Annotated in this window: 24 protein-coding genes and 2 pseudogenes; 17 read left to right on the forward strand and 9 right to left on the reverse strand. The window is 33.6% G+C overall.

Translation table 11 applies throughout. The features are described 5' to 3' along the window. Window positions 1-225: 225 nt before the first annotated feature. The 5 genes and pseudogenes from LS64_RS06690 to LS64_RS13615 form a co-directional block, all read right to left on the reverse strand. Window positions 226-899 (reverse strand): annotated as a pseudogene (locus LS64_RS06690) (IS1595 family transposase). A gap of 547 nt (window positions 900-1,446) precedes the next feature. Further along, window positions 1,447-1,983, reverse strand: a complete 537-nt coding sequence (locus tag LS64_RS06695) for a hypothetical protein (protein WP_034571623.1) — start codon at window positions 1,981-1,983, stop codon at window positions 1,447-1,449. Window positions 1,984-2,001: 18 nt separating this feature from the next. Further along, the gene (locus LS64_RS06700) at window positions 2,002-2,667 is read right to left on the reverse strand and encodes a hypothetical protein (RefSeq protein ID WP_237416227.1); all 666 of its coding nucleotides are present in this window, start codon (window positions 2,665-2,667) and stop codon (window positions 2,002-2,004) included. A gap of 63 nt (window positions 2,668-2,730) precedes the next feature. Further along, window positions 2,731-2,844 (reverse strand): annotated as a pseudogene (locus LS64_RS13215) (type I restriction endonuclease); the annotation flags it as partial. A 15-nt stretch (window positions 2,845-2,859) separates the two neighbouring features. Further along, window positions 2,860-2,988 (reverse strand): type I restriction endonuclease, encoded by a 129-nt coding sequence (locus LS64_RS13615; protein WP_272916624.1) that lies wholly within the window; start codon window positions 2,986-2,988, stop codon window positions 2,860-2,862. 786 nt (window positions 2,989-3,774) lie between these two features. On the opposite strand from LS64_RS13615, the gene LS64_RS06705 reads away from it, so the two are divergent. Beyond that, window positions 3,775-4,647: a hypothetical protein gene (locus LS64_RS06705; protein WP_138127287.1), complete on the forward strand. Its 873-nt coding sequence runs from the start codon at window positions 3,775-3,777 to the stop codon at window positions 4,645-4,647. A gap of 392 nt (window positions 4,648-5,039) precedes the next feature. On the opposite strand, the gene obgE is transcribed toward LS64_RS06705, so the two are convergent. Then, the gene (gene obgE, locus LS64_RS06710; RefSeq protein WP_034571618.1) at window positions 5,040-6,320 is read right to left on the reverse strand and encodes a GTPase ObgE; all 1,281 of its coding nucleotides are present in this window, start codon (window positions 6,318-6,320) and stop codon (window positions 5,040-5,042) included. A gap of 239 nt (window positions 6,321-6,559) precedes the next feature. Between obgE and LS64_RS06715 the strand changes: the two genes are divergently transcribed. The 9 genes from LS64_RS06715 (at window position 6,560) to LS64_RS06755 (ending at window position 15,796) form a co-directional block, all read left to right on the forward strand. Beyond that, window positions 6,560-7,285 (forward strand): SEL1-like repeat protein, encoded by a 726-nt coding sequence (locus LS64_RS06715; protein WP_034571615.1) that lies wholly within the window; start codon window positions 6,560-6,562, stop codon window positions 7,283-7,285. A gap of 46 nt (window positions 7,286-7,331) precedes the next feature. Further along, window positions 7,332-8,300 carry a carbon-nitrogen hydrolase family protein gene (locus LS64_RS06720; protein ID WP_064773713.1) on the forward strand — a complete coding sequence of 323 codons (969 nt, stop codon included), beginning with the start codon at window positions 7,332-7,334 and terminating at the stop codon, window positions 8,298-8,300. Between the two features lie 18 nt (window positions 8,301-8,318). After that, a complete protein-coding gene (locus LS64_RS06725; RefSeq protein WP_034571612.1) occupies window positions 8,319-9,113 on the forward strand; it encodes an outer membrane beta-barrel protein in 795 nt (264 codons plus the stop codon). Window positions 9,114-9,142: 29 nt separating this feature from the next. Further along, complete coding sequence (locus tag LS64_RS06730; RefSeq protein WP_034571609.1) at window positions 9,143-10,642, forward strand: hypothetical protein; 1,500 nt, start codon at window positions 9,143-9,145, stop codon at window positions 10,640-10,642. Continuing rightward, a complete protein-coding gene (locus LS64_RS06735; protein WP_034571607.1) occupies window positions 10,639-10,884 on the forward strand; it encodes an RNA-binding S4 domain-containing protein in 246 nt (81 codons plus the stop codon). Before LS64_RS06730 ends, LS64_RS06735 begins: the two co-directional genes overlap by 4 nt. 27 nt (window positions 10,885-10,911) lie before the next feature. Continuing rightward, window positions 10,912-12,429 (forward strand): bifunctional diaminohydroxyphosphoribosylaminopyrimidine deaminase/5-amino-6-(5-phosphoribosylamino)uracil reductase RibD, encoded by a 1,518-nt coding sequence (gene ribD, locus LS64_RS06740; RefSeq protein WP_052062460.1) that lies wholly within the window; start codon window positions 10,912-10,914, stop codon window positions 12,427-12,429. 78 nt (window positions 12,430-12,507) lie between these two features. Further along, window positions 12,508-13,044 (forward strand): hypothetical protein, encoded by a 537-nt coding sequence (locus LS64_RS06745; protein ID WP_118949136.1) that lies wholly within the window; start codon window positions 12,508-12,510, stop codon window positions 13,042-13,044. A gap of 87 nt (window positions 13,045-13,131) precedes the next feature. Continuing rightward, window positions 13,132-15,015: a ribosome biogenesis GTPase Der gene (gene der, locus LS64_RS06750; RefSeq protein ID WP_052062716.1), complete on the forward strand. Its 1,884-nt coding sequence runs from the start codon at window positions 13,132-13,134 to the stop codon at window positions 15,013-15,015. Between the two features lie 460 nt (window positions 15,016-15,475). Continuing rightward, entirely contained in the window at window positions 15,476-15,796 is a 321-nt protein-coding gene (locus tag LS64_RS06755) for a hypothetical protein (protein ID WP_034573833.1), read from the forward strand. Window positions 15,797-15,842: 46 nt separating this feature from the next. Here LS64_RS06755 and LS64_RS06760 read toward each other — a convergent pair whose 3' ends face one another. Continuing rightward, window positions 15,843-16,286 carry a hypothetical protein gene (locus LS64_RS06760; RefSeq protein WP_034573835.1) on the reverse strand — a complete coding sequence of 148 codons (444 nt, stop codon included), beginning with the start codon at window positions 16,284-16,286 and terminating at the stop codon, window positions 15,843-15,845. Between the two features lie 439 nt (window positions 16,287-16,725). On the opposite strand from LS64_RS06760, the gene rplJ reads away from it, so the two are divergent. The 3 genes from rplJ to gmd all read left to right on the forward strand — a co-directional run bounded on the left by rplJ (window position 16,726) and on the right by gmd (window position 18,960). Continuing rightward, window positions 16,726-17,208, forward strand: a complete 483-nt coding sequence (gene rplJ / locus LS64_RS06765) for a 50S ribosomal protein L10 (protein WP_034573837.1) — start codon at window positions 16,726-16,728, stop codon at window positions 17,206-17,208. 1 nt (window position 17,209) lies between these two features. Next, window positions 17,210-17,584: a 50S ribosomal protein L7/L12 gene (gene rplL, locus LS64_RS06770; protein WP_034573840.1), complete on the forward strand. Its 375-nt coding sequence runs from the start codon at window positions 17,210-17,212 to the stop codon at window positions 17,582-17,584. A gap of 239 nt (window positions 17,585-17,823) precedes the next feature. Then, entirely contained in the window at window positions 17,824-18,960 is a 1,137-nt protein-coding gene (gene gmd, locus LS64_RS06775; RefSeq protein ID WP_034573842.1) for a GDP-mannose 4,6-dehydratase, read from the forward strand. Between the two features lie 169 nt (window positions 18,961-19,129). On the opposite strand, the gene glaH is transcribed toward gmd, so the two are convergent. Next, window positions 19,130-20,092: a glutarate dioxygenase GlaH gene (glaH, locus tag LS64_RS06780; RefSeq protein WP_034573845.1), complete on the reverse strand. Its 963-nt coding sequence runs from the start codon at window positions 20,090-20,092 to the stop codon at window positions 19,130-19,132. 155 nt (window positions 20,093-20,247) lie between these two features. On the opposite strand from glaH, the gene LS64_RS13620 reads away from it, so the two are divergent. Continuing rightward, window positions 20,248-20,379, forward strand: coding sequence for a hypothetical protein (locus LS64_RS13620; protein WP_272916623.1), 132 nt, complete (start codon window positions 20,248-20,250; stop codon window positions 20,377-20,379). Here the strand turns inward: LS64_RS13620 and LS64_RS06785 are convergent. Continuing rightward, on the reverse strand, window positions 20,356-21,963 hold the full coding sequence (locus LS64_RS06785) for an MFS transporter (RefSeq protein WP_052062717.1): 1,608 nt from the start codon (window positions 21,961-21,963) through the stop codon (window positions 20,356-20,358). The two genes, LS64_RS13620 and LS64_RS06785, sit on opposite strands and share 24 nt — an antisense overlap. Before the next feature lie 376 nt (window positions 21,964-22,339). Here LS64_RS06785 and LS64_RS06790 point away from each other — a divergent pair, with 376 nt between their 5' ends. From LS64_RS06790 to LS64_RS06800, 3 genes are read left to right on the forward strand one after another with little or no spacing between them, the layout of a single operon-like run. Continuing rightward, window positions 22,340-22,831, forward strand: a complete 492-nt coding sequence (locus tag LS64_RS06790; protein ID WP_034573848.1) for a dynamin family protein — start codon at window positions 22,340-22,342, stop codon at window positions 22,829-22,831. Next, entirely contained in the window at window positions 22,809-23,483 is a 675-nt protein-coding gene (locus LS64_RS06795) for a hypothetical protein (protein ID WP_138127289.1), read from the forward strand. Before LS64_RS06790 ends, LS64_RS06795 begins: the two co-directional genes overlap by 23 nt. A gap of 1 nt (window position 23,484) precedes the next feature. Continuing rightward, window positions 23,485-24,252 (forward strand): hypothetical protein, encoded by a 768-nt coding sequence (locus LS64_RS06800; RefSeq protein WP_034573853.1) that lies wholly within the window; start codon window positions 23,485-23,487, stop codon window positions 24,250-24,252. Window positions 24,253-24,339: the final 87 nt, after the last annotated feature.

A 24,339-nucleotide genomic window follows, 5' to 3' on the forward strand; every position in this document is an offset into this window, starting at 1 on the left:
ACGGCAGAAAATAAATACAAAATCTTTTATAACAGATTTTAAAAAAATATAAAATAGGGATAAATACGATAAAAAAACTTTTAGAAATTTAAATATTAAACCATTAAAAGATGCCATCACAGTCAATAATTAACACATATGAAAAGGCAATAACTTTGGCTCAAGACAACTTATAGCCTATATTTTCTAATCAATTTCAGTAAAATTTTATACAAATCTTTACCTTCATTTTTCTAAAGAAACTTCGTTTTCTAAAGAAACTTCGTTTTCTAAAGAAGCTACGCTTTCTGTTTCTTTTAAATGCAAGTAAAAATTTTCTTTTTTTATACCTTTAAATTTTGCTAATCTATGCTTTGCATAACCCCAAAAATTCTCAATTCCATTTATGTGATTTTTACCATTTACAAACTCATTTTGGCTGTGTTTTACACGATAATGCGCTAGCGCTCCATAATCAACCAAAGCGTCATAAGACTTCCACGTATCACTATAAATTATAGAATCTTTAAGGGCTGAAAACTGCGTTGTTATCGGCATTAGCTCGTCCTTAGAACAATTTTTTACAATCTGCGTATATACTTTTCCGTTGCGTTTTAGCATGCCATGAAATTCCGCAAGGACAAACACAGGCGTTTTTTTGCTAGCTCCTCTGCCTTTTTTGCCTTTCACTCTTTTTGGTCCAAAGTAAGATTCATCCACTTCAATTTCGCCTTTTAATTGTGAAATTTTTTCGCATTCTTTTGCCATTAATTTTCGAATTTCTTTGAAGATTTTGTTAAGAGAATTTCTAGAAATTTTGCAAATTTTTGCGATTTTTACTGCTTCAATATCAAGACAAAAATGCCACAATGCCACAAAATTTCTCTAAATTTAGCCTCCGAAATTCGTGAACGTATTATAAACCCATTTTTCTAAGGTCGTAATCATAACTTAAAGCCCATTACAAAAGAGCTTAAGTTGTCATGAGCCTAATGGTTTCTATAAGATTTTATTATTTACAGAATCTAGATTTTTTGTAATATTGCAAGTAAAAAGGAGAAAATACATTGTATAAAGGAACTTGTAATCTTTTTGGCGTTATTTAGCCTTAAAATTACAAGCCCACTTAAGCTATTACTAAGCATTTTTTATAAATTTATGCGTTTTAATACATAAAATTAATGAAAATTATACAAAGTAATAGTATAATTACAAGGTATTTCATTGTAGCACCTCCTATGAGGAGCTATTTTCCTTTATGAAGCCGTTCAATTTCCATAAAGGAATTACGATGCTCCACAATCGAAATTATAACTGCAAAATTACAAGAAAATTACAAACAATCATAATTTAGATTCTATATAAAAACCACTATTTTATAAGAAACAAAGTTTAGATTCCATATTTTTAGAATCTTAAATAATTTACAATCTAGATTCTATAACCTTTAGAATCTAAACAAAAAAGCTATTTTGCCTTTGGTATTTCATCACATAGCTCATCTGTTTCGCTTTCTATATATAGTAGCTGTGCGTCATAACGCAATTCTAAGTTTTCTAAATATTCTCTATCTGTTGGGCTTAGCTTTTTATGTAGCTCGCATACTTTTAGCAGATTATTATGCAACCTTTGTTTGTATAAATTATATGCTTTTTTATCGCTATCATTCATATTTAGTTTGTCGATATAATTTTCGCCCTTTTGCAGGCTAGATTCTATACTACCATCGCTATCATATTTATAGATTAAATCTTGTGCTTTGTGCATACTTTTTACCCCGCTAACCATATAGCTCACACTTTCACAAATTGCAGGATTTACCTTTTTATATTCACAGCAAGATTTCTCACTCCACTCTTGTGTTTTACTATTTTCACGCCTTAGCTGCATATCACTTAGCCTATCTTCACTCCTTTTTACCATATCATTTATTGCGTTCAAATCTACATCAACAGCATTTAACACTACGCTAAAAGCAGAAAACAACAAAATTTTCCTAAACATTTTCTCTCCTTATAGAATCTAGATTCTACCCTTATAAGATTCTATAATTTTATCTTTCAAATTATAAATATCTTCTAGGCGTGAGATGGCGATAAATTCGCCATTTGGAAAGCTTAAAGACTTTTTTGGCGTGTTAAAATAAAGCCGCACAATCCACTTTGTCACCTTATTTTGATACAAAATATTAAAATAGCTAAGAGTATCTTTGTAGCCTATATCATTGAGATTTGCCCCTGCATCGCCTAAAATGCCACGTACTATGTAGTATCCTTGTAATTCTTCTTCAGTCGTAACGATGCCTTTTTCATTAGAATCTTCGCTTGCTTCAGCGGATTCCATAACCTGCTCGTTTAAACCATTTTTAATATTTGTGATTTTTTCATACGCCAAATCATTAATTATTTCTTTAAACGCCTTTTTGATATAGCCCTTAAACTGCTCAATTATCGCACTTGTCATTCGTTTATCTGTTATTTGCGTAGCAAAAAATTTGGCAAATTCATCGCTTGGATTTTCAATCTCGCTTTTAAAAATAGATTCTATATTTCGCAGATATTTTTTCTCCAAAGCGACATTCATTATAGAATCTAAATTAAGACTTTTGCTGCTAAACTGGCGTAAATCCTTAATATCCCGCGGCTTTAGATTCTCTAAATCAACGACTAAAAATGGTGTCTTATCCATCACATTTGGCGTGTCAATATCGGTAAAAAAGCGATATTCAATCCCATTTGTAAGTATGGCAAACTTTATGCTAGGAGCGGTATTAAAATAGCGGATGAGCTGATTTGTATGATTATCAAGATTCTCACTATGTGATTTTGCTTCAATTAAAATAAAGGGCGAACCATCTTTGAATATGGCGTAATCGCTCTTTTAGCCCTTTTTAGTGCCGATATCAGCGGTATATTCAGGCACGACTATGCTAGGATTAAACACATCGTAACCAAGCGCACTTAAAAATGGCATAATAAAAGTCATTTTTGTAGCCTCTTCAGTAGTCACCAAAGCCTTTTGCTGCTCAATTTTTTCAATTATGCTTTTAGTGCGTTTTCAAATTCCATTTTGTGCGTTCTTTTATTGATTGATAAACCTAGATTCTATAACACAAAATGCGACTTTTTCAAGGGAATTGTAAAAATATTTTGAATTTTGATTCTAAAATCACAAAATGTAACATTTTAGATTCTATAATTTGCGTGGTTTTGGAATCTTTGTTTGTAGATTTTAGAATTTTGCTCACGCGGTTTTAGAATCTTGTTTGTGCAATTTTTAGAATCTTGTTTGTGCATTATTAGAATCTTGTTTTAAAAAAGGAGTAAAATACATTGTATAAAGGAACTTGCAATCTTTTTGGCTTAATTTAGCCTTAAAATTACAAGCCCACTTAAGCTATTATTAAGATAATTTTATAAATTTATGCATTTTAATACATAAAATTAATGAAAATTATACAAAGTAATAGTATAATTACAAAGTATTTCATATAATCGTTCTCCTTTCGGTGAAGCGATTTCCCTTTATGGAGCCGTTAAATCCATAAAGGAATTACGATGCTCCACAATCAAAATTATAACTACAAAATTACAAGAAAATTACAATATTACAAAAGTTATAAAAATACGAATTTAGTTTTATGTTTTTACGCAAACGTTACAAATATATACATCATTCTTAATTTTTTTTAAAATTTTAGATTTAATATTGATTTTTTTTTTTTTGCAAGAATATTACTATCAGTCTTTTTTAAGACAATTTTAACACAAAGGATAAAGTATGTTAAGGATTTTTTTGACAATGGTAGCGTTATTTACGCTAATAGTTACGGCTGTAGCAAGGGATATTTATAATATCACTTCAAATAAAGCAGAGGATATTATCATAAATCCAAAGACAGACAATGTGAGCGAGATAGTCAATAGGCTTGCAAAAATAGTTAATAACCCCTTGATTAAGGTAGATGATGTTGCTAGACTAAAGGCGAAATATACAATCGAGGACATATATGAAGTTATGGGCTATGAAGGCGAACACTTGCCACAACTAAATGAAGCACCTGCATATTTAGTATCAGTATATTTATACGAAAATAAACAAAAAGCCGAAAATAATAAATATGTAAAGATATTATCTAGTGCTGCTGATTTATCCAACAAAAACAAAAATTATTTTGATACTGCATTTAGCAATATTAAATTACAAGACTACAAATATGTTTGTATGAATCCTAATGCTTATAGTTGGATAGAATCAGTAGATGGTTATATAACAGGGCTCAAAGGAGAATGGGAAATAAAAAATCTTAATGGAGAATCATATGATGATATATATAAAATGGCTTATGAAATATCTAATAATTTAAGTGATAATAGATTTAGTATGGAAGAAAAAGTTATGTGGTGGGAGTATCATTATTCTCTAATGCTGTCTAAAGTCCAGCGAATGATATGCTCTCATATTCCTATTTTTGATAATTCTAGTTTATATAAAGCAATATCCCTTAGAGTAGGCACTGACGTAAAGGAAACTTTTGAAAAAACAAGAAATTTAAAATTATTTAACTACACTTTAAAAGATGTGGAAAATGTAATAAGAGATGACATAAAAAAGTTACTAGAAATATCTAAAACTATAAAACCACAAAACATATATCTCAAAAATTAAAGTCATTTTTTAGTATATTTGGCGATTTGGAATCTATTACAAATTTAAATAGATTCTATATTTTGTGGATTTTTAAAATTTTGTTAGAATTATAAAAGGAGTAAAATACATTGTATAAAGGAACTTGCAATCTTTTGGCTTAATTTAGCCTTAAAATTACAAGCCCACTTAAGCTATTACTAAGATAATTTTATAAATTTATGCAAATTAATACATAAAATTTACAAAAATTATACAAAGTAATAGTATAATTACGACGTATTTTAACATTGTCGCTTCTCCTTTCGGCGGAGCGATTTCCCTTTATGGAGCACAACCCATAAAGGAATTACGATGCTCCACAATCGAAATTATAACTGCAAAATGACAAGAAAATTACAATATTACAAAAGTTAATCGTTTTTAGAATCTAGGGCTTTTAGGCTTTCATTTAGTAGCGATTTTAGGGCGTTTAGATTTGTGTGAGAAATACTTGAAATAGGGATTATAAAAAGTGGCGTTTTAGATTCTATCCTTTTCCCAAACTCCATAAATTCCTTTAATTCATCGCTTATAAATATCGGTGTGTCCGCTGTTTTCAAGGTATCTTTCAGTGCAAACGAGCCAAAAGATTCTATATTTTTAGAATCTAAATCGCTTTTTGTAATCGCAATGGCGTAAGGTTTATCGGCTAGAGCGGGGGAGTATTTTTTTATTTCATTCATTAATACGTTAAATTGTGCGTGCAAATTAGATTCTATACTATTAGAATCCTTAGAATCTTGCGACTTAGATTCAATGGAATCAATTTTATGTGTGGCAATTCGAGTATCGTGCGCAAGATTCGTGGGTTGCGAAGATTCGAGCAAGGAGATAGAACTTAAACGTTCATCGACGAAGCGAGAATCAAGCTCCCGCGAAGATTGCGTGCGAGACGACGAATTGCCCTCGCGACTAATATCAAGCATAAATAACAAAATCTTTGTCCTTTCAATATGCCGCAAAAACTGCAACCCAAGCCCCTTTCCATCACTTGCCCCAGCAATAAGACCCGGAATATCCGCCACCACAAAGGACTCCAAAAGGCTAATATCCACCACGCCAAGATTAGGGATAAGCGTGCTAAACTCGTAGTTTGCGACCTTTGGACGCGAGTTTGTAATCGTGCTAATTAGCGAACTTTTGCCCGCATTTGAAAAGCCAACGAGCGCGACATCAGCTATCATTTTTAGCTCCAAACTCACCTGCATTTGAGTGCCAGAAATGCCCTTTTGAGCATAAGTTGGGCGTTGATTTGTCGCGTTTTTAAAGCGCGCATTGCCTAAGCCGCCCTTCCCACCTTTAAGAAGTCGCACACTTTGCCCATCAAGTGTCAAATCACATAGAATCTCCCCCGTGCTATCATTGATTATTTGCGTCCCGGGCGGCACTTTGACCTGCAAATCAGCACCCTTTTTACCACTTTTATTTTTCCCTTCACCACTTGCGCCATTACTTGCAAAATAATTCTTATTCCCACGAAATCCCGCCAAAGTCGAAGTATTCTTATCCGCGATAAAGATTATATCGCCGCCATTTCCACCATCGCCACCATCAGGACCGCCTTGTATCACAAACTTTTCACGGCGGAAACTCACCGCCCCAGCACCCCCATCACCAGCTTTAATATTAATTTTCACGCTATCTACAAACATTCCCACACCTTTTAGATTTAAAATAGATTCTATAAAAAGAATAAAATTCAATTAAATGCTATATTCCATACTTATATTATAACGATAAAGTTAAATTAAAATTACTAATATTTTATTGAAAACTCTAAAATATGTATTTTATAATTAAGATTATAAAATCATCAAATTTAATACTTGAAATATAAAAAATTAGAATCTTTAAGATAAAATAATGCTATTTTAATTTTGAAAGGAAAAATATGTTAGTGACAATTAAATCTCTGCTGTTATATGGTGCGTTTGTAAGTGGTAATGGAAATTTAGTAGGTATAAATGACAATAATTTTGGTGGAAATGGAATAGAAAGCATGAAAGAACATCAGTATGATTCTAATATAAAACAGGGCTATGAGCTACTATCAAAGGCAAGCTACGCCGAAGAAGTCGATGGCTATTATGAAAAGGCAGCCGAGCTAAAAAAACAAGCCTGTGATTTGGGCATCGGCAAGGCGTGCTGGTATTATGCGTTTCAAACAAACAAGGACGCGGACTATGCGCGCGCAGCGGATGTGCTGCAAAAAAGCTGCTTTAACTACGATGAGCCGCCAAGTGCGCTAGTTGGCGAGTCCTGCACATATCTAGGCATTATGCAGTCACAAGGCAAGGTTGAGACTGATTATAGCGAGGCAAATTTGTATGAGATGGGCTGTGACCTAAATGATGGCTGGGGGTGCTATCGCTTGGCGCGCGATTTTGTCGCACAAGATGACTACGATACTGCGGCGGCTTTGAATGAGAAGGCAATAAGGATTCTAGACACACAATGTAATGAAAATATCGGCTCAAGCTGCTATCTTTTGGGTAGCATTTATGAGCAGCCTTTTAGCGATACGTGGCTAGATTCTAATACGCGTGAAAATCATAGTAAAATCTTTTTTGAACGCGGCTGCAAACTTCGCGATGGTGACGCGTGTAGCTCGCTATAATCCTTACGTATAGATTTATTAATTTTGGAATCTAAATGAAAGAAAAATGGTGAAAGATTTGGAAATACGCGAGTTTAGCAACAATGTGGCGATTTTGCAGCTGCAGGATTTAAGCGATGAAAGTCGCATAAGAACTTACGCAAAGTCGCTAAATAAGGGCAGTATCATATTGCTTGGCGAGTATGTGATAGACCCATTTTTTTCGCAGGAATGGGAAGATTTGAATGTGGAATTTAAAAATATAGAATCTAGCGTGGCAGATTCTATAAAAGATTCTAAAAAAATAAAAAAAACTAGGTCTAACAAGCAAGATTCTAATATGGAATCTAATATTAATTCTAGCGTGGAAAATACCGCAGATTCTAAAAAAGAAAATTTAAAAAATATAGAATCTAAATTAAAAAATAAAAAAAAGATTGACTTGCTACTTGATATTTCTAAGGCTTATAAACATACAATTATTGCCCCTTGCATCGAGTATAAAGAGCAGGGGAAATTTAAGGGCTACTACAAAAATATGCTACTTTTAAGCGGTGGGAAAAGCCACACATACACGCAGCAGCGGCTTATTCAATACGAGCATTGGAATGAAGCGAGCTTTTTTGCAAATGATATTAGCAAACTGCCAAAACTGCCGCTTACTTTTATGGCAAATGGCTTTAGATTCGGCGTTTTGTTTGGATTTGAAGCGCATTTTGATGAGTTTTGGATGGAGTTTAAAAAGGCTAAAATTGATGTCGTGCTTGTCCCTACCGCTAGCACTTTTAGCTCAAATGAGCGGTGGGAGCACCTTTTAAATACGCATTCTTTTACAAACTCTTGCTATGTTTTTAGGGCGAATCGTATCGGTAAAATCGTGGCAAATGATGGCTATGAGTGGGATTTTTATGGGCATAGTTTTGTGGCGTTTGGGCAAGATATACTTGATAGCTTGGATGAAAATGAAGGGATGCTTTGCGTTGAGCTTGATATGAACGCACTAAATGAGCTTAAAAATAGCTGGAAATTCCGCTAGATTCTAAGTAGGAAAGTTATGGAATCTAGAACTTTTAAGGCTAATTTATTAGTTTTTATCATCGCATTTTTAATCTTTTTAGAATCTATTTATGCAAATGACTTGACTGATTTTGGCAATAGCGAAAGTGATGGGCTATTAAAGGTGCAAAGTGCCGCACAGGTGCAAACAAATGTCGATATTGAGCGAAAAACGATTACAAAAGTGCCAAAAACGCAGACGCAAATTTCCGCGTTAAAACAAGCACAAATCAAGCGAAATGGCGTGTATGTGATGCTTTCGATTAATGCGATACCGCTTACGCGTATGATTTCTGCGCAAGATAGCGTGCAGGGCTTGAGTTTTGGCGCTGGCATTCGCAGTGGTGTGGTTAGCTATCTTGACGACTACATCGGCATTCGCGGGTATTTTGCCTTTGATTTTACAAGCGATACGCTTTCGCCCTTTAGCAAACAGCGGGAAAATCACAAGGGAAATTTCCTTATGATTAGCCTTGGGCTCGACATTTTGATTGATTTTTTTATCGATAAAAGTTACAAAAATACGCTTGGTTTTTTTATGGGGATTGGCGCTGGTGGGCTGCTTTATGTGGATACTGAAAAGCCCTTGATTACGGGCTCTGGGGTGAATGGTCCGCCCTCGTTATTGCTAACGGGTAATGTGATGGTGCAAGGGGGCTTGTCCGCTGTGGTGCTTTATAAGCATAGAATCGAGCTAGGCACGCGGTTTCTGCCTACGCAGAGCTTTGATTTGAGTGCGGATGGGATTGTGGCGGATTATAATTTTTATGTGGGTTATAGTTATAAATTTTAGAATTTTTGGTTAGATTTTTTATGGAAAATATGTTAGATTTTTATTATAATTATTTCAAAAAACATTATTTTAGGTTGAAAAAGTTAGGGCTACTTTCTCACATAGAATCTAATTTTGGGCATTTTGATAGGTTTTTTGAGTTAGATTCTAGCAGCTTAGATTCTAAGAAAAAAAATACTGAATCTAATAATTTTTTAACTAAAAAGTTAGAGACAAAGCATTTTGATATATATATTTTTGCTAAGAATAATAATGAAAAGTTTGTAATTTTAGAGCTTTTTTATGATAGTTTTAATGAGATTATAGAATCTAATTTTTTTGCAGATTCTAATTTCGGCAACAAAGATTCTAAAAATACTAATTTTTTTATAGAATCTTTGCAAGATATTATAATTTCTATTGCGTTAAGTATGCGATTTTTTGGGCATAATAATATTGCAATTATTTTTTGTAAAAGCAAATTAGATTCTAAAAATCATAAGTTTTTGGAAAAAAAATATCACTTAGTTTTAAAGCAAGAAAATATTATAGAATCTAATATCAAATATTCTATAAATAATAATATTACTACTAAAAAAGATATAGAATCTAAAACTTTAATGAATAGTAAAAAGCTTAGAAAAATGAAAAATTTTGCAAGTGTTAAGCAGATTCAAAGCTTGCTTGAGAGCCGAAATGCTGTGTTTGAAGGGAAATTTTGCGTTATAGTTGGTATTAATGAGAATAGTTTGCATACGCTAAAAGCCCTGCAAATACTGCGCGCTAAAGTGGTCGCAATTAGTGATTCTAAGGGCTTTATTTATGAAGAAAATGGGCTAGATATTCTCTCACTCTTGCAAATTATCGGTGATACAAATCGCCTTTTTTTTGAAAAAGAAAATTTTTTAAAGACTTATGCAAGGCTGCATAAATGCGAGTATAGCAAGGATAAATTAGAGATTTTTAACATTCCAGCCTTTGCGTTTTTTTTAAATGATTTTAGTGTAAAAATTAGCCTTGAAATGATAGAAAATATGCTAAAAAATGGCTGTAAATGCGTAGTTGAGAATGCTTTGTGTATTGATTATAGGCTAGATTCTAAACTTAGTAATGATTTAGATATTAGTGCTAAAAATCTTGTTACTTCTAAAACTTCTATTACATCTAAAACTTCTGTTACATCTAAAAACTTCCTTACATCTAAAAATGAACTAAGGAAAAATATCGATAGTAAGGCTATTTTAGATAGTAATAATGCTTTAAAAACTAACAATATTTTTGAGACTAACACATTTTTTGATATTAAGGAGCAAAAATCTGCCTTAGGTTACATTTTAGATTCTAAAATTATTTTTACTCCCTTTATTCTAACCTTTACAAATGCGCTCACACCGACATTTAACCATAGCGATTATGAAAAAATTTGCCAAAATTTTGCTAAAATTTATGACAATGCCCTGCAAAACGCAAGCGAGTTAAAAAGCCCTACAAACTTGCTTTTGGGTGTTTTAGACACGAATATTTTAGATTTAAAAAAGGAAAAAGAATGAGATTAGATAAATTTTTAAACGCGACAAATATCACAAAAAGACGGGCAATAGCGCAAGATATGTGCGAAAGCAATGTCGTGCTGGTTAATAACATTATTTCAAAAAGCTCAAAAGAAGTAAAAATCGGCGATATAATTACGTTAAAATTCTTAGAATCTAGCAAAAAATATCAGGTTTTGAAAATTCCAACACTAAAAAATGTGCCAAAAAATATGAAAGATGAATATATTAAAGAGTTATAGAATCTATAATTTTATTAAAGGAAAGTTATGAATAGTGATAAGATTTTTATGGATATTGTGATTGATTATGCGTGGAAGTTTCAGGGGCTAACACTGCCTAATCCTGCGGTTGGGGCGTGTGTGGTGTGTGATGGGGAGATTATTTCTTTGAGTGCGCATATTAAGGCTGGAGCGGCACATGCGGAAGTTTTGGCGTTAAAACAAGCCTTTTTATATTTTTTAAAAAATAGAAATAAGATTCTAAAAAGTATTATAAAATATGGAATAAAAAAGGGCTTTTTATTACAAAAAGGGCAATATTATATAGAATCTAAATTGCCAAAAAGTTTTCGTAATGTGGAATCTTTGGAATCCTTAGAATCTAATTCTTTAGAATCTAGCTCTTTAGAATCTAGCGTGAAGTCTAAAGATACAGCTGGAAAAAAGCAAGGATTTGGCGTAGATTCTAAAATAGATTCTAATGTGAAATCTAGCATTGAAGTGGCAGGGGAAACTAAACATTTAAAGAAAATAGAATCTAAAAAGCAGATTCTAAATAAGCTAATAAATTATTTAGAAAAGTTAGAAAATTCGCAAGATATACATAAATTCATATCAAAATTTCATAACAATATTTTTAAAAAATGCAAGATGTATGTAACTTTAGAGCCGTGCAATCATTTTGGCAAAACGCCGCCTTGCTCTAAATTGCTTAAAAAAATAAAAATAAAGTCTTTGTGTGTAGGCATTAAAGATGATAATTTTAAGGCGTCTGGTGGCTTTGAAACCTTAAAAAATATTGAAATTAAAAAAAATATAAGTGCGATGAATGCGGAGAATCTAATCTATCCATTTACGCAATATCAAAAAAATAAGGGCTTTTTACTCTTTAAAATCGCACATCGTTTAAATGGTGATTATAAAAGTGGAATTATTAGCAATTTAGATTCTAAAATTTATAGTCATAATATGCGAAGTGTTGCGGATTTCATAATTATTAGCGGAGAAACTTTGAGAAATGATAACCCACTGCTTGATACGCGTTTTGCTTGTTATCCTTATAAAAATAATGGCGATTTAGCACAGAAATTACCAAAAATTTATATTTTTAGTAAAAATATTAAAAGTATTGAATCTTATAATATTAAGGATAGAGAAGTTAGTATTATTGATAGTATTGAGAAGATTCCAAATGTGGGATTTGGCATTATTGAAGGGGGGTTTAATTTTTTGGCGACACTTTTAAATGAATACTTAGAATCTAACAATAAAGATTCTACAAATAAGGCTAAAAAAATAAAAAAAATAGACGCAATTTTGGGCTATATCGCACCAAATTTTTTAGAATCTAAACTAGATTCTAATAGCAAAAATAGCAAAGATTCTAAGATTTTACTGCAAGATTTTGAGTTAGTGAAAGTTGATATTTTGGATAATTTTTGGCAAAATTTTTGCAAACCTTGCGAAGACGAAAAGTTAGAAAATATAGAATCTAAAAGCGATAAAAATTCTAAAATTAGTAATGATTCTAAAAACATAATATACTATCTTTTTAGAAAAAATTAAGATATTTTACATTTCATTAACTTTATTTGTTATAATAACAGCCGATATTTAGTTTAAATCAATTTGAAAGGATTTAAGATGAAAAAAATAAAAGCAAGTGTCCTAGCGATTGCGTTAGGTGTGGGTGTGGGTAATGCACTGCCTTTGTTTGATGTCGATTTTGGTATGAGTTTGGGTACTGATTTCAATGTTGTAAAAGGTTGGAAATTTAATAACGACACGAATTTTACGATTGGTGGGTATGCGCGTGGTTGGTTTAAGGTTAGCAAACTGCGACTTGCGCCATTTATAAAGTATGAAAATACTGCGGGTGTGAAGCTTAACACTGCGTTTCAATCCATTGTGACAGGCGAGTCAAAACGCGATAATAACCTGCAATATGGGCTACTTTTGGGTGTGAATTTCGGCATTTTGACGCCGTATGTTGGGATGGGTTATTCGCAGTTTGTGAATAGCAATCTTAGCGATACATGGGCGTTAAACTATGGTTTGGCGATTAAAATCCCTGTGATACCGATGACGGCTGGTATTGATGCGTCTTGGCAGCAGCCATTTTTGGATGGAAAGCAGCTAAATGTGCATAGAATCGCTGTGACTTTGGGTGTTAGATTCTAAGATTTTATAGTATCTAAATTGCTAAGTTTTACTTAGCTTAACTTACACTTTTTATAACTTTTATCATTTTGGCAAACTTTTATTATTATGGCGAAAAATTCTTATAAAACAAAAACTACACTTTTAAACTTAAACAAAAAAGATTTTGAACGCAAGATTAAACGTAAAGATTCTGGCGATTTTGTTAAAAATTCTAACAAAAAAGATTCTAAGAAAAAAACTTCTAGTATCGATAATAGCGATGTTTTGAATGATGAAAATCTAAATAATGATACCTTTAATATTATTGCAAAAGTCGCAATTATGGGTCGCCCAAATGTCGGCAAAAGCTCCCTTTTTAATCGATTAATAAAAAAAAACATTGCCATTACTTCCAGCCTTAGCGGCAGCACACGCGATATAAATAAGCAAAATATCCATCTAAATAAATTTGATATTACACTAATTGATACAGGCGGCTTAGAGTTAAATCTAAAGCAGTTAAAAAAAATGCAAGTTTTAGATTCTAAAAGTTCTAAAAAAGCTAACTTAGATTCTAAGATTGATATAATTTCTACGCAAAAAAATTCAAAATATTCTAATAAAAATATAGAATCTAGCGTCTGCAAAACCTTTAAAGATTCTAAAAAAAACATAGAATCTAAAATAGAATCTAACCCAAACCTAAGCAATAAAAAAAGCCAAGAGCTAATCGCAAATACCCTGCGGCAAAGCATTTCAGCCCACTCAATGAATGTGATAGAATCTTGTGATATTGTGATTTACCTGCTTGATGGAAATGAGATTCCAAGTGAAAATGACATAAATATTTTTCGCGCCCTTAGCAAAAAACGCCCTGTGATTCTAGCCATAAATAAGATTGATAGTGATAAAAAGGGCTTTGATTTAAGCGATTTTCTTAGCTTTGGCACGCCATTTATCCCTATTTCTGTAAGCCATAATCGCGGTATTACTAAACTTTTAAGCGAGTTAGAAAATCTAATAGAATCTTTAATAAAGCAAAACAAACTTACAGAATCTATAACTTTACAACCAAAAAAGTTAGATTTTATAGATTATTTTGATGATTCTAATAATGTAGTGGAATTTATAGAATCCACAACGCAAAATTCTAATGAAAATAGCGAACATTCTAATCAAAACGAAGATTCCACAAACGATAAAAAAAACAACAACATCATAAGCATCGGCATTATCGGTCGCCCAAATGTCGGTAAAAGCAGCATTCTAAACGCCCTTGTCTCCCAAAATCGCTCCCTTGTTTCAAATATCGCAGGCACGACAATCGACCCAGTGAGCGAGAGTATCGAGTATAAAAATCACACGTTAAAATTTATTGATACAGCGGGTTTGCGACGACGTGGCAAGATTGATGGTTTGGAGAAGTTCGCCCTAGACCGCACGCAACGGATTTTGAGCCTGTGTGACATCGCCATTTTGGTGCTTGATAGTAGCGAGGATTTTTGCGCCCTTGATAGCCACATCTCCGCCATTGCTAGCACGCACAATCTCGGCATTATCGTGGTTTTAAACAAGTGGGACATCCACAGAGCCGATTTTAAGGCGATTATGGAGAGCTACAAACGTCGCTTTAAATTCCTTGAATACGCGCCAACGCTCACCCTTTCAAGTGTTACGAATCGACACATTAACGAGCTAAAGGACAAAATTATTGAGATTTTTGGTAACTTTTCGCGCCGCATTCCCACTGCAAAGCTCAATGAAATCATAGAATCTGCCCAAAAAAAGCACCCGCTTCCAAGCCAGCATGGCAAGATTATCCGCATTTATTACGCTACGCAGTTTGCCACAAAGCCGCCGCAAATCGCCCTTATTATGAATAAGCCAGACGCCCTGCACTTTAGCTACAAACGCTATCTAACAAACACTCTTCGCCAAACCTTCAACTTTCAAGGCACTCCCATAATTATAGAATCTAGAGCTAAAAAGCAAAAAGATTCTGAAAATTAGAACTTATTAATTATTAAAAAAATCTATTTTTTAGATTCCAATAACTATTTTCTATAGTATAAAATTCAATTCTATAAAATTTACTTTTATAAGTGGTTAGTTTGCGTGATTATAAGCCTTTGGTTTATGAGATTTTAAGTGAATTATAAGATAGATTCTAAAAAATATTCAAAATTATGGAATCTACTTTGCAAGATTCTAATAAAGTTATAGAATCTAAAAATATCCAAGATTCTAAAGATTCTAAGAAAAACATAGAATCTAACTTCTCGTAAATCCGCATTCTCCTAACCATAAAAGACTTTGCAGAAAATAATCTTACCTTTATAGACGCGCTAAACTCTTATGCAAAAGATGGCACACAAAAGCAATTCATCATGTTCTACAAATATTTTCTAAACTATATAATGGCGATTTAGCAAAAAAATTCTATATCAATGAGTTTGAAAAAGATTTTGGTGTGAAAATCCCACGTAAGAAAGAAAAATATTATATTGATACATTTTATCAAAATGAGAGTGAGTTTTTGAAAAGCGAGAAGTATTTTATCAATTCGCAAAATGAGATAATGCAGAGTTTTGGCGTGGAGTTTTTTTCTTTTGCAAATAGTGTGGATACTGAGATTCCAAGTGGTAAAGGCAGCGACCACACGCAAAAAGTCTTAAATCTTAAAAATAAAAAGCCTAACAAACTAGCATCACTCGCACTTTCTAACTACTATGCGTTTAAAGAATTTTACAATATAAAAAATGACTATATTTATGGAGTCCTGCATTTATGATAAATGCAATTATAGAATCTATTTTGCAAATCTTGTGTAAAAGTGTTTAATTTTGGGCGCATTCATTACGCAAGAAAATAATATTCTCCGTTGAAAAAACGCCATATGTTTGCCCTGTATAAACATCCCTATACATAAGCCTTAGACGCAAGATATACTCGATATTTTCATCGCTCAAAGTCTCCAAACTTTTGCAAATTTTTTGCATTAAATCGTCTCTAACGCACTTATAAGCGTAATTTTCTGGTTGGGGCTGATTAGGAGCGATTTTGCTAAGAATTGTAGCCACGTATATAGAATCTAGCACTTCAAAGCTATAAATTAGCTTTATAAATTTGCAAATTTCATTATCTAAGTTATGAATTTCGCAACTTCCTTTATATAAAAATTCTTTATATTCTGTGATGTCGTTAGAATCTGTTGCATTTAAAATTGCTTGAGTTATCACTAAAAAGATAAAAAGTAATAAAAAAGCTAACTTTTTAAACATTTTATTTCCTTGAAAAGCATTTAAGATTCTAAATTATAGAATCTAAATTATACAAAAAATATTTCTTATATGATGTAAAGGATTGCAAGTAAGTGCTTTAAAAAAAATTTAACTTTTTAGAATCTAACTTTGCAATTTTTTGCGTAATTTCACAAATTTTATTCTATAATTACATCTTTTTTTGTGAATTGCAAAAAGTGAATTTTATCTTGGGACTAGAGACTACTGGGATTTTTGGATTTTGTGATTTGCCTTTATAAAGTGCACAAGTTTTTAAAGATGTTTTAAGAAACCTTAAAAGCAAAAGCCTTAATAAAGCAAAAGTTATAGAATCTAAAAGTTTAAACTAGATACTAGATTCTATATTTCATAACTTTTTATGATATAGATTCTATATTTTCTAACCCCGTATAAGTCATAAAGTCTGAAAGGAGGATATATGACAAAGCAGGACAAAATTAGCTTAGTGAATAACTTGAGTGAAAGTTTTAAAAATGCGGGCGCTATGATTATTTGCGATTACAAGGGCTTGAATGTGAAAAGTTTGGAATCTTTGAGACGAGATTCTAAAAAAAGTGGCATAAAAGTGCAAGTGATTAAGAATAAACTAGCAAATATCGCGCTAAAAAATGCGGGCTATAAGGCGAGCGAGCTTAAAGATACGAATGTGTATATTTGGGCTGATGAGCAGATTTCGCTATCAAAAGTTGTGTGCAAATTTGCGGAAGCAAACGCCGAGCATTTTAAGGTTAAGTTTGGGTATTTTGATGGCGAGATTGTCGATAGTAAGCACATCATAGCGATTTCTAAGCTGCCAAGCAAAGAGGAGCTTATCGGTATGTTGCTTTCTGTCTGGAGCGCGCCAGCAAGGTATTTTGTGACAGGTATGGACAATTTGAGAAAACAAAAAGAAGGAGCATAATATGGCTATTACTAAAGAAGAAGTGTTGGAATACATCGGCAATTTGTCGGTGCTAGAGTTAAGCGAGCTTGTGAAAGCTTTTGAGGAAAAATTCGGTGTTTCGGCTGCACCAACCGTTGTGGCTGGGGCTGGTGGCGGCGGGGCTGCTCCTGCGGCTGAAGAGAAGACTGAGTTTGATGTGATTTTACTTGATGCGGGTGCGAACAAAATTAATGTTATTAAAGCCGTGCGTGAAATCACAGGTCTTGGCTTAAAAGAGGCAAAAGATGCCACTGAAAAAACGCCTAATACACTTAAAGAAGGCGTAAGCAAAGCAGATGCGGAAGCCTTTAAGAAAAAGCTAGAGGAAGCCGGAGCTAAAGCGGAGATAAAATAGATTCTACTTTATATAACTTAGATTCTTTTAGAATCTAAAATAGATTCTAAGATTTGTATTTTAGAATCTATTATCATATTTTCTACTCATTATTTATAAATTGCAATTTTAACTTTTTACAACATTTTTTAAGCAAAATATTTTAATTTTAATGTTTATTTATGTTTAATAATCTAGCCTTTATTTCACATTTTTAAGCTAAAATTTAGATTCTATAGAATCTAATAAAGGGCGTGGAAATGAGCAATACTAAAACTAATAAAAAAAATAAAGTAGCGTTGATTACAGGTATCACAGGGCAGGATGGGGCGTATTTAGCCGAGTTTTTGCTAAATAAGGGCTATCTTGTGCATGGCATTAAGCGGCGAAGTTCGCTATTTAATACCGATAGAATCGACCATCTCTATCAAGACCCGCATAGTAAAAATGTGCGTTTTCGCCTGCATTACGGCGATTTGACCGACTCCACAAACCTTATCCGCATTATGCAGGAAGTTCGTCCCGATGAGGTGTATAACCTAGCTGCGATGAGCCACGTGCATGTGAGCTTTGAGACGCCTGAATACACCGCAAACGCCGATGGCATCGGCACTCTGCGGCTTTTGGAGGCGATTAGAATCTTAGGGCTTGAAAAGAAAAGCAAAATTTATCAGGCAAGCACGAGTGAGCTTTATGGCTTGGTGCAGGCTGTCCCGCAAAATGAGAAAACGCCCTTTTATCCGCGCTCGCCCTACGCTGTGGCAAAGCTTTATGCCTACTGGATTACGGTGAATTATCGCGAGGCTTACGGCATTTTTGCGAGTAATGGCATTTTGTTTAACCACGAAAGTCCCATTCGCGGCGAGACATTTGTGACGCGTAAAATCACGCGTGGGGTGAGTAAAATCGCGCTTGGACTGCAAGATAAGCTATATCTTGGCAACTTGTCAGCCAAACGCGACTGGGGACATGCGAAGGATTATGTGGAGGCGATGTATCTTATTTTGCAGCAGGAAAAGGCGGAGGATTTTGTCATTGCGACAGGTGTGACAACGGAGGTGCGCGAGTTTGTGCGGCTTAGTTTTGAGCAGCTTGGGATTGAAATCGAGTTTAAGGGCAAGGGTGTAGATGAAGTGGGCGTGGTGGTCGCTTGTAAGGGCGACTACAAGCTAGAAAAGGGGCGTGAGGTCGTGGCGGTGGATAAGCGATATTTCCGCCCAACGGAGGTGGATTTACTACTTGGCGACCCTAGCAAAGCTAAAGAGAAACTCGGCTGGAAGCCAAAATACGACTTGCACGCATTAGTCAAAGATATGATGCAAAGCGATATAAAACTAATGCAAAAAGATAAATATTTGCAAGATGGCGGATATAGCATTATGAGGTATTTTGAGTAAATATAGAATCTAGATTCTAAAATCTTAGAGTTTGTTTGTTGTATTTGGTATAACTTAGAATCTAGATTCTATTAATTTGTGTCATTGCTAGAAAATTGTAAAGAATTCTTGTAGCAATCTATTTTCATGGATTGATTTGCTTACGCCTGCAATGACTAAATCTAAGATTCTATTTCCCTTTGCCAAGCGTGTGGTATGGCTTAAATGGATTTGAGCAAAATGAAAAGTAGCCACGCTGTCGCATTAGCTCGCGGCGAAGTTTTTCGTGTCGCTCGAATTTGTCTCGTCCATGTAGCCAAAATAGGTTATTTATTAGCAAAAATTGTCCCACTGGCACGGGGAAACTTAGCTTATTCTTACTATTTTCTAGCGAGTCGCCCATATCAGCTAGATATGTCCCCTCCTCAAAGTCTTTTGGCTGGGCAAACTGGTCGATATAAAGCATCACAGGACGCCCATCACAATCTGTCTCAAATACCGGGTGATACGCATCTTCTTTCACATTTTTACTTGGCGGGGCTGACCATTTCATCACGCGTTTTGCAAGGTGATGATTATAAAACTTATCCAAATCCTCCCACTCATCAAGGTGCAAAAGTTGGCTGTCACCGCCCTTCATATTCTGCTCGTCAATCTTATACATTAGCACATAATCAGTGACCTGATTTACATACGTACCATCGTTGTGAAGCTCAAGTGGCTTTTGTGGTTGTCGCAGATAGCTATCGCTATTATCGGTATTTACCACCGCCCAGCGCGCATAAAATTTGCCCGTCATATCATCGAAGTTTGAACGCCCGACAAGATGCACAAACGCAGTAGCGATTTTTACCATATCATCGCCTTGCTCAACGCTATTTATGCCCTCTGGGTTAATCAAAAGTGCGCCTTGCTCTCTATTGCTTAAAGTGCGTTGCAAAAAGCCCTGCAGCTCGCCATTGCAAAGATTATTTAGAATCTGTGCTGCACGAAATCGCAAAAATGACTTGTATTCCAACGCCTGAACGGGATACTGCTCCATTTCTTTGAGAAAATCCTTAATCACCTTTTTGTTGAAAGTCACTTCCACTAATCTACTTGAAACCTGCGATGGAATCGCACTAAATTCCTTTGTTTCGACTATCTTTGACATATCTTACTCCTTTTGCCCTTGTGAAATTTGCTTTTAGATTCTATTTTAAAGATTCGTCTTTCGGTTGGATTTTGCATTACAAACCAAAAGTTAGAATCTTTAGAATCTAAAGTTTGAAATCGTTATAGATTCCAAAATTTAAATGCTAAAAAATTATGGAATATAGAATCTTAGAAATTATAGAATCTAGATTCTATGAAAGTAAGCCTAAAGCTCACCCACCACCCTTTTATATGGATAAAATCCAACCGGAAGACGAATCTTCACACGTCATTTTGTTTTTCTAACTCTGTCTCCTTTGGTATATTAATCGCCACTAACACACAGCAAAATAAAAAAAACATCATATAAATAAAGTAGCCTTGCTCACTAAGCCCAAGCGTTAGAATCTGTGTTTGCCCATCGACTACCTCGCTACCATAAGGTCCGCCAGATTTAAACCATAACGCAACTGAAGGCACCGTCCCGCCAAACATCGCTACTGCCATAGCATAAGGCAGCCCCGTGCCAAGCGCTCGCACCTTTTCAGGAAACAAAGTCGCCTTTGCAATACCCGCGATACTCGTATAAAAGCCAGAAATCACCACACCCACAGCGATAAAAATAAACGCCATAAAACCACTATTAATCGCACCATTTGGACCACAGGCAATAATCGCACTCATAAGCGGATACACGCTTAAAAAGCCTAGCACTGAAAAGATTCCAAGCATTTTTCGCACACCGATTTTGTCGCCTAGCATCCCCATAAAAGGCTGCAAACACATCGCAAAGCCCAAGCTACAAAGGGCAATCATCCTTGCATCTTCGCTAGAAAAGTTCGCCGATTTCGCCAAAAAAGTATTCATATAAGTCGTAAAATTATAGTAGCACATCGAGCCTGCCGCAGTTAGTCCAAAGACCAAAAGGCAGTATTTGCGATATTGCCAAAGGGCTTTTAGCGAGCCTTTTTGCTCATCTTTTTTATGCAGCTCTTTTGCACTCTCATGCATTTTTGCGCGTAAAAATAGTGAGCCAAGTGCCAAGATTCCAGCCAAAGCAAACAAATATCGCCACGCGTAATCTTTCATTACCGCTTCGCCAAAATATTCTACCGCGAGCCAAACGCAAAGGAGTGCGGCAAATTGCGCAGCGATTAATGTTACATATTGAAACGATGAGAAAAAGCCCCTGTTACCTTTTGTAGCCATTTCACTAATATAAGTCGCCACAAGTCCGCCCTCACCGCCAACTGACAAGCCCTGAATCATTCGCGCTAAAGTTAGCAAAATCGGCGCCCAAACACCGATACTCTCCCTGCTAGGAATAGCCGCAATCATAAAATTCCCACAACTCATCAAAATAATCGCATAAATCATCGCCTTTTGCCGACCGATTTTATCCCCCAAAGTGCCAAAAATAAGGCTGCCGATAGGTCGCATAAAAAAGCCCACAGCAAAGATTCCAAAGGTCACAATTAGCCCTAAAATATCATCGCTTGTGTTAGTAAAATGATGCGACATATACGCCGCCAAACTCACATAAATATAAAAGTCAAACCACTCGACAAAATTGCCAGAACTAGCCGCTAGAATGGAGCGAATGCGCTGTGATTTTGTGAGATTTTGCGTTTGATTTTGAGCGTTAGAATCTTCGTAGTTTCCGCTATTTCCATTAAAGTTTCCGTTGTTTCCATTTCCACCATTTCTATCGTTAAAGCCGCCATTTCTATTATTAAAGCCGCCACTTCCACCACTCAATCCGCCGTGATTTAGGTTTCCACTATTTCCACTGCCTAGATTTCCACTTTGATTATTTCCACCGATTGCCACACCAGCGGTATGCTCGATATTAGAATCTAGATTTTGCTCTTTTAGTTGCAAAGTTTGCATATTTTTTCCTTAGTAAATTTGTTGTAATTTATAGAATCTAGATTCTAAAATTTTCCTTTTTAAGTATTTCAATAGTAGTAAGAATTTGCATTTAAATCAATGATTTTTCACTAATTTGATGTTTTTTTATCATTTATGACAATTTTTGCTAAAATAGCGTTACATTTTTACACACCGCTGTATTTTTTAGCTAAAAAATTATAGAATCTATAACTTTCAAATCCCAACCCCAAAACCCCAAACGTCACAATTTGTAACATAAAAGTATTGTTTCATTTAGTTACATTTTTTCAAAAAATCTATGAATTTCATAAAAACCCTTGACAAAGCTTTTTTTTTGTATCATAGAATCTATTTATTTAAAAAAGGAAATAAAATGAGTGCAATTTATGAATCTTGCAAGTGTAATAATGATAGCGTATCGGTATTTTGCAAAGAATGTGGGAGTATTATTAGCAAAGATAATAGCAAAGAGTATGATATAAATTTGCTAGAAAATATGCAAAAAGAGTGCAAGGAATATGCGAGATATACGCAAGATTCTATAAAAAATATTACTTTTGCTTCGCCCTTGCCAAGTTTAGATAATGAATTTAGTAAATTTGCAAAAATTAAAAAACTTTTAGAAATTTATAAAAACAAACTTCAAGAGAATGAAATGATTAATTATCATATTAATGAAATTACTAAATTTTTACAAAGAGATAATACATTTCAAATTGCCTTTGTAGGTCTTATAAAAGCCGGGAAAAGCACTCTAATAAATGCAATGCTAAAGCAAAACTATGCAAGTATGAAAGTAGAGCCAGAGACTGCGGCATTAACTAAATTTAAATATGAAATTTTTGAAAAATATTTTAGGCGGTAAAAAACGCCCACAACAAGTAATCAAAGAAATACGTTTTGTAGATTCTAAACCACCATATACAAGAGATGATAGAATCTTAGATGAAGATTCTATAAAAAAAATAGAAAATATTGTTGATAATGCTACTAAACCATTAAAAGATTATCTTAACAAAAAATATAAAAAACAATCAAAACCAAGTATAGAAGAAATAACAAAAAGACTTCAACTCAAAAATCAAGCAATAAATAAAATTACGCCTATAATAGAATCTTATAAACAAACACATAATAAACTAATAAATCATATCAAAAATCTTAATAATGATATAGATTTATCTCAAATAGAAAGTAATTATAAAAAAGAATTAGAAAATATAAAAAATGATTTACCAAACGAAATAAATATTAATTTTAAGCCTGATAGAATCTTTCAAAGAACAATAAACAAACTGAATAATAATTTACAACACAGCATAGATTCTATAAAAGAAAAAATAAAACTACATTTAGATAATAAAAAATCATCATATACAAACAATCAAAAAATCTTAAATGATTTTACTAACAATAGTGATATACAAAGCAAAAAAATAAAGCAGTTAGAACTATCAAAAGATATTTTTGTATATGAAAATATACTTTTAAATACCAAAAATATAGCAAAGGATTAACATGGCATTTCCATTTTTAAAAATATTATCCACCGCTGCTGCTGCCCTGCCTTTAATACCAAAGATAATAAAGGGCGTGAAAGCGACATTTGATACGATAAAAGAAACATTTTTTAGCGATAATAAAAAGCATAAACAAAATGTAATAGAGATTGAGAATAAAGTCATAGAATCTAAGCCCATAGATGTAAAAACCGCCAAATTAATAGAAATAAGTGATATAAATAATATATTAAACGAATACAAAAATAAAGAAATACAAGGGGCAAAAGAGTTAGAAAATAGCCTAATTAATATGTTTCAAACACAAATAAATATAGTTATAGAATCTCTAAATAATCATATTAATACAAGCAAACTAAAACGTTTAAAAAGTGAGATTCACACGCATTTACAAGGACATATTACTAAATTTATTAGTAGTGAAATTAGTCTCAATAATAAAGAATGTGCTAAGATTCTAAACATAGTAGATAATCACACTCGCAGCATTTCTATGAGAAAATTTATTAATAAAAAATATATAGAATCAATAAAAATTATCAAAGATAAATATTCACAAATCCTGCATAATCTCTCGCAAAATATTAAAGATTCTATAGAATCTAATATTAATATGCAAAAAACTCGCCTAAACTTCGCCCTTAACACGCTAAATAATACTTCAAACATTTCAAATATAAAACAAAAACAAACCGCTCAACTACACCTTGCCAAAACAATGTTTATAGAATCTAATACACTATTTAATATTTGTGATAACTCTTAGCAAAAATATTCATGTTTTTTAGCTAAAAAATTATAGAATCTATAACTTTTAGATTCCACCCCCAACTCCAAAACGTCACAATTTGTA

The sequence above is a fragment of the Helicobacter saguini genome, assembly GCF_000762875.2.
Taxonomy (GTDB): Bacteria; Campylobacterota; Campylobacteria; order Campylobacterales; family Helicobacteraceae; genus Helicobacter_A; species Helicobacter_A saguini.

Bases quoted from the DNA above. Each gene is read 5' to 3' on its own strand.
- LS64_RS06695 (WP_034571623.1), bottom strand. From the start codon at position 1,983: ATGTTTAGGAAAATTTTGTTGTTTTCTGCTTTTAGCGTAGTGTTAAAT.
- LS64_RS06700 (WP_237416227.1), bottom strand. From the start codon at position 2,667: ATGGATAAGACACCATTTTTAGTCGTTGATTTAGAGAATCTAAAGCCG.
- obgE (WP_034571618.1), bottom strand. From the start codon at position 6,320: ATGTTTGTAGATAGCGTGAAAATTAATATTAAAGCTGGTGATGGGGGT.
- LS64_RS06715 (WP_034571615.1), top strand. From the start codon at position 6,560: ATGTTAGTGACAATTAAATCTCTGCTGTTATATGGTGCGTTTGTAAGT.
- LS64_RS06720 (WP_064773713.1), top strand. From the start codon at position 7,332: ATGGTGAAAGATTTGGAAATACGCGAGTTTAGCAACAATGTGGCGATT.
- LS64_RS06725 (WP_034571612.1), top strand. From the start codon at position 8,319: ATGGAATCTAGAACTTTTAAGGCTAATTTATTAGTTTTTATCATCGCA.
- LS64_RS06730 (WP_034571609.1), top strand. From the start codon at position 9,143: ATGTTAGATTTTTATTATAATTATTTCAAAAAACATTATTTTAGGTTG.
- LS64_RS06735 (WP_034571607.1), top strand. From the start codon at position 10,639: ATGAGATTAGATAAATTTTTAAACGCGACAAATATCACAAAAAGACGG.
- ribD (WP_052062460.1), top strand. From the start codon at position 10,912: ATGAATAGTGATAAGATTTTTATGGATATTGTGATTGATTATGCGTGG.
- LS64_RS06745 (WP_118949136.1), top strand. From the start codon at position 12,508: ATGAAAAAAATAAAAGCAAGTGTCCTAGCGATTGCGTTAGGTGTGGGT.
- der (WP_052062716.1), top strand. From the start codon at position 13,132: ATGGCGAAAAATTCTTATAAAACAAAAACTACACTTTTAAACTTAAAC.
- LS64_RS06760 (WP_034573835.1), bottom strand. From the start codon at position 16,286: ATGTTTAAAAAGTTAGCTTTTTTATTACTTTTTATCTTTTTAGTGATA.
- rplJ (WP_034573837.1), top strand. From the start codon at position 16,726: ATGACAAAGCAGGACAAAATTAGCTTAGTGAATAACTTGAGTGAAAGT.
- rplL (WP_034573840.1), top strand. From the start codon at position 17,210: ATGGCTATTACTAAAGAAGAAGTGTTGGAATACATCGGCAATTTGTCG.
- gmd (WP_034573842.1), top strand. From the start codon at position 17,824: ATGAGCAATACTAAAACTAATAAAAAAAATAAAGTAGCGTTGATTACA.
- glaH (WP_034573845.1), bottom strand. From the start codon at position 20,092: ATGTCAAAGATAGTCGAAACAAAGGAATTTAGTGCGATTCCATCGCAG.
- LS64_RS13620 (WP_272916623.1), top strand. From the start codon at position 20,248: ATGGAATATAGAATCTTAGAAATTATAGAATCTAGATTCTATGAAAGT.
- LS64_RS06785 (WP_052062717.1), bottom strand. From the start codon at position 21,963: ATGCAAACTTTGCAACTAAAAGAGCAAAATCTAGATTCTAATATCGAG.
- LS64_RS06790 (WP_034573848.1), top strand. From the start codon at position 22,340: ATGAGTGCAATTTATGAATCTTGCAAGTGTAATAATGATAGCGTATCG.
- LS64_RS06800 (WP_034573853.1), top strand. From the start codon at position 23,485: ATGGCATTTCCATTTTTAAAAATATTATCCACCGCTGCTGCTGCCCTG.